The following is a 6,195-nucleotide window of genomic DNA, read 5'->3' on the forward strand; positions in this document are numbered from 1 at the left end:
GGTATTTGCGTGGTGCTGGCACTGCTCGTGGTTCTCCTTCGGGCCAGGATCATAAGCCTGGCTTCAGGGACTCCACGAATCCGGGGTCAGCTCAGAAGGCCAGGGCGTAGATGGTTGCCGGTTCAGTGAGCTGCTGGACCGGGATGTCGGGACCGGTGAGTTCCCACAGGCGCAGAGTGTTGTCGTAGCTGCCGGTGGCCAGTAGGCGGCTGTCGTGGCTGAAGGCGAGGGTGGTGGTGCCGGTGGGGTGGGGCAGGCGGCGGATGGTCCGCCAGGCGGCCGTGTCGTAGACCAGGACGTGTGGGCCTGTTCCGGCTGCGGCCAAGAAACGTCCGTCCAGCCACGTATGAACAGGCGCTGCGGGCGCGAGGCGACGTCGTCGCAGTAAGCACCAAGTGTGCCGGCTCCTACTGCCTCCCTCGTTCCCTGGCCACCGTCCTGCTGTGCCGCGGGCAAGGAAGGTGGCCGACGTGGTGCGTAGGCGTCCGCACACCGCCGTTCGCCGCGCATGCGTGGGTAGAAGCAGAGGGGCGGCCGGTCGGCGAGCCGCAGGACACGAGCGCGTACGCGATCTTGCTGCAGGTACCACCGGCATTGCCGGAGAACCGCACAGCGGGGCCACCTGGTGCGGTGGGGAACACTTGAACAGTGCCCGCCCCGTGTTGACGAGAACCGGCCCTGACTCAACTTGTGTAGTGGCCCACTGCGCGTGACGACTGAGCGATCGACGTGCGGAGCGACGAATCCTTCTGGAACCCTTTCGTATCCGACGGGATCGAAAACGTGCACATCGAGGCCATGTCAGCCGCCTTTCACACGGTCAACATGGTGGCGAGAGGCCGGGCGGCTCGGCGGCATGTCCGGACGGCGGCCGCTTCTCGAACCGAGTGCACGACTCCTACCAGCGCAGACTGTAAGTCCTTGGGATCATCGTGACTCTGCTGGCGCCTGGGGCCAGATGGCTAGCAGAGTGCGGTCGTCGTCGAAGGTCTCCCATGAAAAGTCGAGCAGGTGCCCGAGCCACAGAGGAGGAGGTGGTGGGAAGAGGTGTTTGGCGAACAGGGCACCGACTTGACCGCGGCCGTCGCCAAGCGGCTCGGCGAAACCGGCGGTGCCAACCAGCAGTGCATGTTGAGAGGTCAGGCGGGTACTGGTGTGTTTCACCAGATCGGGCACATTTGGCAGTAGGGTCATCGCTTCGTCCGACGCCATCAAGGCATCCGAGGCGGTCTCCGCGCCGAACAGCGGCTGATATTGCCCGCTCGATGAATCCAGCACCCAGGCTGCCGAATCCCCGATTCGACAGACCTCGGCCACGGGCCCTGCCGGGTGGGGGCGCACCGCTCCGATCACGAGTGTGGTCGCGTACAACTGCATCACGTCGCTTCGCTGGAAGCCCTTGCCGCTCAGGCGCCACTGGGTGAGCTCCCACAGCCGCTTGGTGACATGGCGGGCTACATCGTGGAAGTCCAGCTGCCCCTGATCTTGAGACAACTGGTGGAGCATTTTCTCCAGGGAGGCCCGGCATGCCTCGACGGCACCGAGCGCGGGTTCCGCGGCGCCGGCTGAGCCGTCGGCGACGGCGAAAACGATGCTGCCCGTGGGGCCATGCGCTGCGGTACGCACGGCGTCCTGGCGTGGCTGTCCGGCGTAGCGGTGCGCATCACCGCGCACCGAGGCAGAACGTAAGGTGAGGGCGGGAGTTGACCAGCCGTCGCATTCCGTGTCGGGGAAGTCGAAGAAGTATTGTCCCGGTGGCCGCGCCTCAAACTCTGGGCTGGGTGGACCCACCGTGACTCGCGCGGCGGGGCCGTCAGCGCCGCTGACGCTGCACTGCTCCCGGCTGGTCAGCGCTGTGGCGTCCGGGGACTGAGTTCCTGAGGTGACAGGTCGGGGGCCGAGAGGGGCGGCCCGCTCTTCTAGGGCTTGCTTTGGCTCCGACGCGGCTGGCGGCGTGGGTTCGGGCGTCGGCGGAAGGAGCGGTTGGAGGCGGGCTGCTGCGGCGGCGGACACGGTCCGGCTGTCGTCTTCCAACAGGCGCTGGATCTCGTCGAGGACGCGTCGGCGAACGAGATTGTTGCCGATCCGGTGGAAGTGGGCCAGCCCGTCGAGGGCACTGAGCCGGTCGGTGGGGACCGGGCTGCTGAGCGCGTGGCGTAGGTACGTCGGGAGGGACCAGTTGATGTTCCGGGCGATGACCATGCGGCCCTCAACGTTGTCCTGCTTCTTCGGGCGCTGCTGTGGCATCTCGTCAACGACCCGGTCGTAGACATAGCTGTACAGCTCGTCGAGAGTGATGTCGCCATCGCCGTCGAGATCGGCGCTACCATCCCGCAGGCCCGCCACCAGGTGGCGAGTGAACACTGACTGCACGGCCGTGCCGTGCCACTGGCTGCCTTCGAAGGAGTACTGGGTGGCGTCGGACGCAGTCAGCACGGTCCGTCCCCGGCCCTGGAAGCGTTCAAGCGTGTGCACGTCCGTGTCGGCCTTGGCGAGGCGCCCCGCGGGGAAGGCGCCGCTGTAGCAGCAGTCGAGGATCAGTACCTTCTGTCGGGACATGCAGTCGGACATGGCCTGGTCGATCTGCTGTGCGGACAGCGCGGTGAACAGCAGACTGCTACGGCGGGTGTTCGTCATTGCCAGGTAGAGTCTGCCGTCGTTGTCCTTCAGGCCGTGGCCGGTGAAGTACAGCAGGGTGAGGTCGTCACGCCGCCGGTCGCGGTAGAGGTCGGCGATGGACTCGCCGACCCGATGGTGCGGCTCGTTGATCAGCGTGGTGACCTCGAAGCCCGCAATGTCGGGGTCTTTCAGGACGGCGGCGAGTGCCTCCGCATCATGCGCCGGGGTGGTGAGCGCCCTCAGCTCGTCGTCCTGGTACTCGTACGTGGCAACCAGCAGCGCCAGTCGGCGGCCCATGGCTACCTGCCAGTGTGACGACGCACGTAGGCATCGATCAGTTCCTGCCTCTCGGCGGCGGACGCCCGCTCCAGTTCGATGGAGTCGCCGTCGATGGTCAGCGAGATGCGATGCCGCGCGGAATGCCGACCGAGCCAGTCTCGCAATGTCTCGATGAGCGTGGTGAACACTCCACTCGATGCGCTCAGTGCGACGACGACTGCTCCCAGCGTGACGGCATCGGACCCCTTCGCCCCGTCAGGGGACGCCCCGGCGGGCGCATGCGCAATCGACTCGACATCCAGCTCGGCGATCTCAGCACGCAATTGGCGCGTCAGCCGTTCGGCTGACTCGGGGTCGAACTCGGGGTCGAACGCGATGGACAACAGCAAGTGCAGCACGCGATCCGAATCGGATCTCCCTCGTCCATGGCTCGTGGAATCCTCGACCTGCATCAGTACCCCGATTACGAAGCGTCTCAGTTGTCCTACCTCACAGTGTGACGGTCACAACTGCCAACGGCAGCCATTCGCGCTCATTTGCCGATCGATGCCTTGGAGATGGGTGGTGAGGATGTTGACGCTGTCCATCAGTCACAGCAGCAGCACTTCCCGCAGCCAGGCGCGGCAGGGCTTGTCGGGCAGGCCCTTCATCCGGCCTGCCGCTTCGGCCTCGCTTCCAGCACGGCGATGAGGACCGGTATCACACCAGCGGCGGACACGACTTCAACCGCCGCGCCTTCTGCTGAGCGGACACCGACGCCGCCGGCGCAACCGGCCACTTCCCGCGAATCCCCGCACGCGGGTCAATGGAGCGGGACGGCCTTGCGGGCGCGGCTGGGTATGCGTCTCGCGGTCAGGTGGTGATGGTGGCCAGTCCGGCGATACCGATGAGGTAGATGACGACCGCGGCGATGCTGTCGATGCCCATGCGAGCGTACTGGCGCCGGGGGCGGAAGATCAACCCCGCCATGTAGACCACGGTCAGGATGATCCCGAGCGCGGTGAGGTAGATGTCGGTGTTGCGCGCGGCCGGCAGCACCGGTTTGCCGGAGATGACGGTGGCGAGCAGGAACAGCACGGGCAGGAAGGCGTTGCCGCCGAAGATGTCGCTGATGGCGAGCTGGTAGTCGCCCATCTTCGTTGAGGTCAGGCCGGTGCTGAGTTCGGGCAGGGAGGTGGCCGCCGCCAGCACGGTTGCGCCGAACAGCACACCGCTCAGGCCCTGGCGGGCGAAGAACTCCTCGCCGCTGCGTTCGATCACGACGCCGGCCACGAGGGTGGCCAGTGCGGAGATGCCGAATACCAGCCCGGCGCGTGCGGTGCTCACGCCTTTGTCGCTGGCGGCCTTCTCTTTCTTGGTCTTGGAGTGGCCGCGCGGTTCGGGCTGGCTGTCGGGGGCGTCACCGCCCTCTCGCCAGGGCAAACCGCGGCCGGCCCGGTTGAGCAGGATCAGGCCGATCACCCAGAGGACGGCGACGGCCACCGAAGCGGGGGCCAAGCGGGCGGCGCGCAGGTTCGGGGAGAGCTGGGCGCCCATGACCACCACGGCCAGGACGACCACCACCATGGCTCCCTCGAGTACCAGTTGAAGGCTGGCCGCCAGGCGGGTCAGCGGTACGCGCGGGCGGACGCCGGCAGCGTCCAGGACGGCCAGGACGATGGTCTGGAGGGCGATGCCGCCCAGGATGTTGCCGACGGCGACGTCGAGCTGGCCGGCCATCGCCGCGCTCGCGGTGATCGCGATCTCGGGAAGGTTCGTGGCGATCGCCAGCAGGATCAGACCGCCCAACGCGCTGCCGAGGTGAAGCCGTTCGGCGAGCACATCGGTGGTGTCCGACAGCTTGATACCCGCGAACCAAATGACAGCGGCACTGGCCACGAACAACACCAGCAAAACCGGCGAACCCAAAGATCCCATGGCGCTGCAAGTACCCGCCGATCCAGGACAGAACCAGAAGCACACCGGGCGTCAGGCCTTACGGCCCATCTCTCTGTCCCCGATCCGCAAAGGCCGCGCACGGGCGCTGGAAGATGCCGCTTCATCAGCGCGGCGGCCGAGTGCCAGGCGAGGCTCACACCCGGCTGCAATCGGACATATAGTGCGTGGTGCTCGGCGTGACCAGTCGTATGCGCGGCGCCCCGCCACAGGCGGCGCGGAGGGAACGCCACGAACACTGTCGACAGGCTATCCCCGCCGCCGGACCGGGAACCACAGAACAGGCGTGCGGGACACGGCGGTGAGCCGGCGCATCCGCTCATGGGCGCAGGGTGGAGGTGTACTGGCTCCTGCTGTCGCCGAGGTAGTTGTTGTCGTAGGCGCCCTTCGAGGTGAGCAGCCAGTAGGAGTTCACCATCGGCTCGAAGTGCCACGTGCCCGTGTAGGCGGTCTTGCTGAAGGTGACGTGCAGGTAGACGTGGCCGACCTTGCCGGAGGCGACCTTCACCGTGGGCGAGTAGCCGGGCAGATTGAGACCGATCAGTCCGTTGGAGTTGTAGTAGCTGGCCTTCTCCCAGCGGTGGTGTACCGGATTCCACCACATGGCGGAGATGCCGCGCATCTGCATGAGGCCGGGGGCGGCGAAGTTCCACAAGGACAGCGCGAAGCCGGCCGGGGCCAGGACGTCCGGGGACTTCTGCGTGTAGGACATGGTGACGTCGATCGTGCCGCCCCGTTGGAAGGAACTGGGGATGCCGCTGGCCCACTCCTTCAAGGTCCCAATCTGGTGAGGCCCGGACGCCTGCGTGCCGGCCGGGGCCGCGGACGCTGTGCCTACGCTGATCGGCACCAAACCCAGTGCCGCCGCGGCTGCAACCGCCGTGACCCGTATACGTGTTCTCATACTGTCCCCTCCCAGTGATCCGTTAGCCGCGCATCCTACGCACCAGCCCGCCCTCCCCGGGTAAGGCCACGGCAAGACCCCCGCGGCCCGTGAAGCTCCGGTATGGCGCGCGGGGCTCAGGAGTTCAGCAGGGGTGCTACATGCCTCAGGAGGCTCATGGCCACGGGAAGCGCTGGAGGGCTTCCAGCATTGCCGCAACGGAACTCGCCAATGCTGTACCAGTGCCGAGAGCGGGAAGCAGCCGGTCGCCGGCATGTTGTAGGCGCCCGCATTGAGGTGCCCTCTGCGACTGCACAGCGGATTCGATCTCAGCGTGCAGAATCTCGGTCTGTGCGAGACCGCCGCGAGCGGCTTCCCCCCGAACTACTGACCTTCAAAGCGTGGTGTCGTAGGGGCTGACGCCTCATGATCCCTGCGGTATGCCGACGTTATGAGGTATGCGCAAGGGGGCGGGCTGA

Annotated in this window: 5 protein-coding genes and 1 pseudogene; 1 reads left to right on the forward strand and 5 read right to left on the reverse strand. The window is 66.7% G+C overall.

From position 1 onward, the window contains the following. Window positions 1-91 precede the first annotated feature (91 nt). Complete coding sequence (locus AB0950_RS40200; protein ID WP_366780795.1) at window positions 92-325, reverse strand: hypothetical protein; 234 nt, start codon at window positions 323-325, stop codon at window positions 92-94. Between the two features lie 8 nt (window positions 326-333). Here AB0950_RS40200 and AB0950_RS40205 point away from each other — a divergent pair. Further along, window positions 334-645 (forward strand): annotated as a pseudogene (locus tag AB0950_RS40205) (lasso peptide biosynthesis B2 protein); the annotation flags it as partial. 282 nt (window positions 646-927) lie between these two features. On the opposite strand, the gene AB0950_RS40210 reads toward AB0950_RS40205, so the two are convergent. The 4 genes from AB0950_RS40210 to AB0950_RS40225 all read right to left on the reverse strand — a co-directional run bounded on the left by AB0950_RS40210 (window position 928) and on the right by AB0950_RS40225 (window position 5,608). Further along, window positions 928-2,916, reverse strand: coding sequence for a protein phosphatase 2C domain-containing protein (locus AB0950_RS40210; RefSeq protein WP_366780796.1), 1,989 nt, complete (start codon window positions 2,914-2,916; stop codon window positions 928-930). A gap of 2 nt (window positions 2,917-2,918) precedes the next feature. Then, on the reverse strand, window positions 2,919-3,296 hold the full coding sequence (locus tag AB0950_RS40215; protein ID WP_366780797.1) for a hypothetical protein: 378 nt from the start codon (window positions 3,294-3,296) through the stop codon (window positions 2,919-2,921). A 454-nt stretch (window positions 3,297-3,750) separates the two neighbouring features. Beyond that, window positions 3,751-4,815 (reverse strand): hypothetical protein, encoded by a 1,065-nt coding sequence (locus AB0950_RS40220; protein WP_366780798.1) that lies wholly within the window; start codon window positions 4,813-4,815, stop codon window positions 3,751-3,753. A 337-nt stretch (window positions 4,816-5,152) separates the two neighbouring features. Continuing rightward, window positions 5,153-5,608 carry a hypothetical protein gene (locus tag AB0950_RS40225; RefSeq protein WP_366780799.1) on the reverse strand — a complete coding sequence of 152 codons (456 nt, stop codon included), beginning with the start codon at window positions 5,606-5,608 and terminating at the stop codon, window positions 5,153-5,155. Between the last annotated feature and the right edge of the window lie 587 nt (window positions 5,609-6,195).

This window comes from Streptomyces sp. NPDC007189 (assembly GCF_040703635.1).
Lineage (GTDB): Bacteria > Actinomycetota > Actinomycetes > Streptomycetales > Streptomycetaceae > Streptomyces.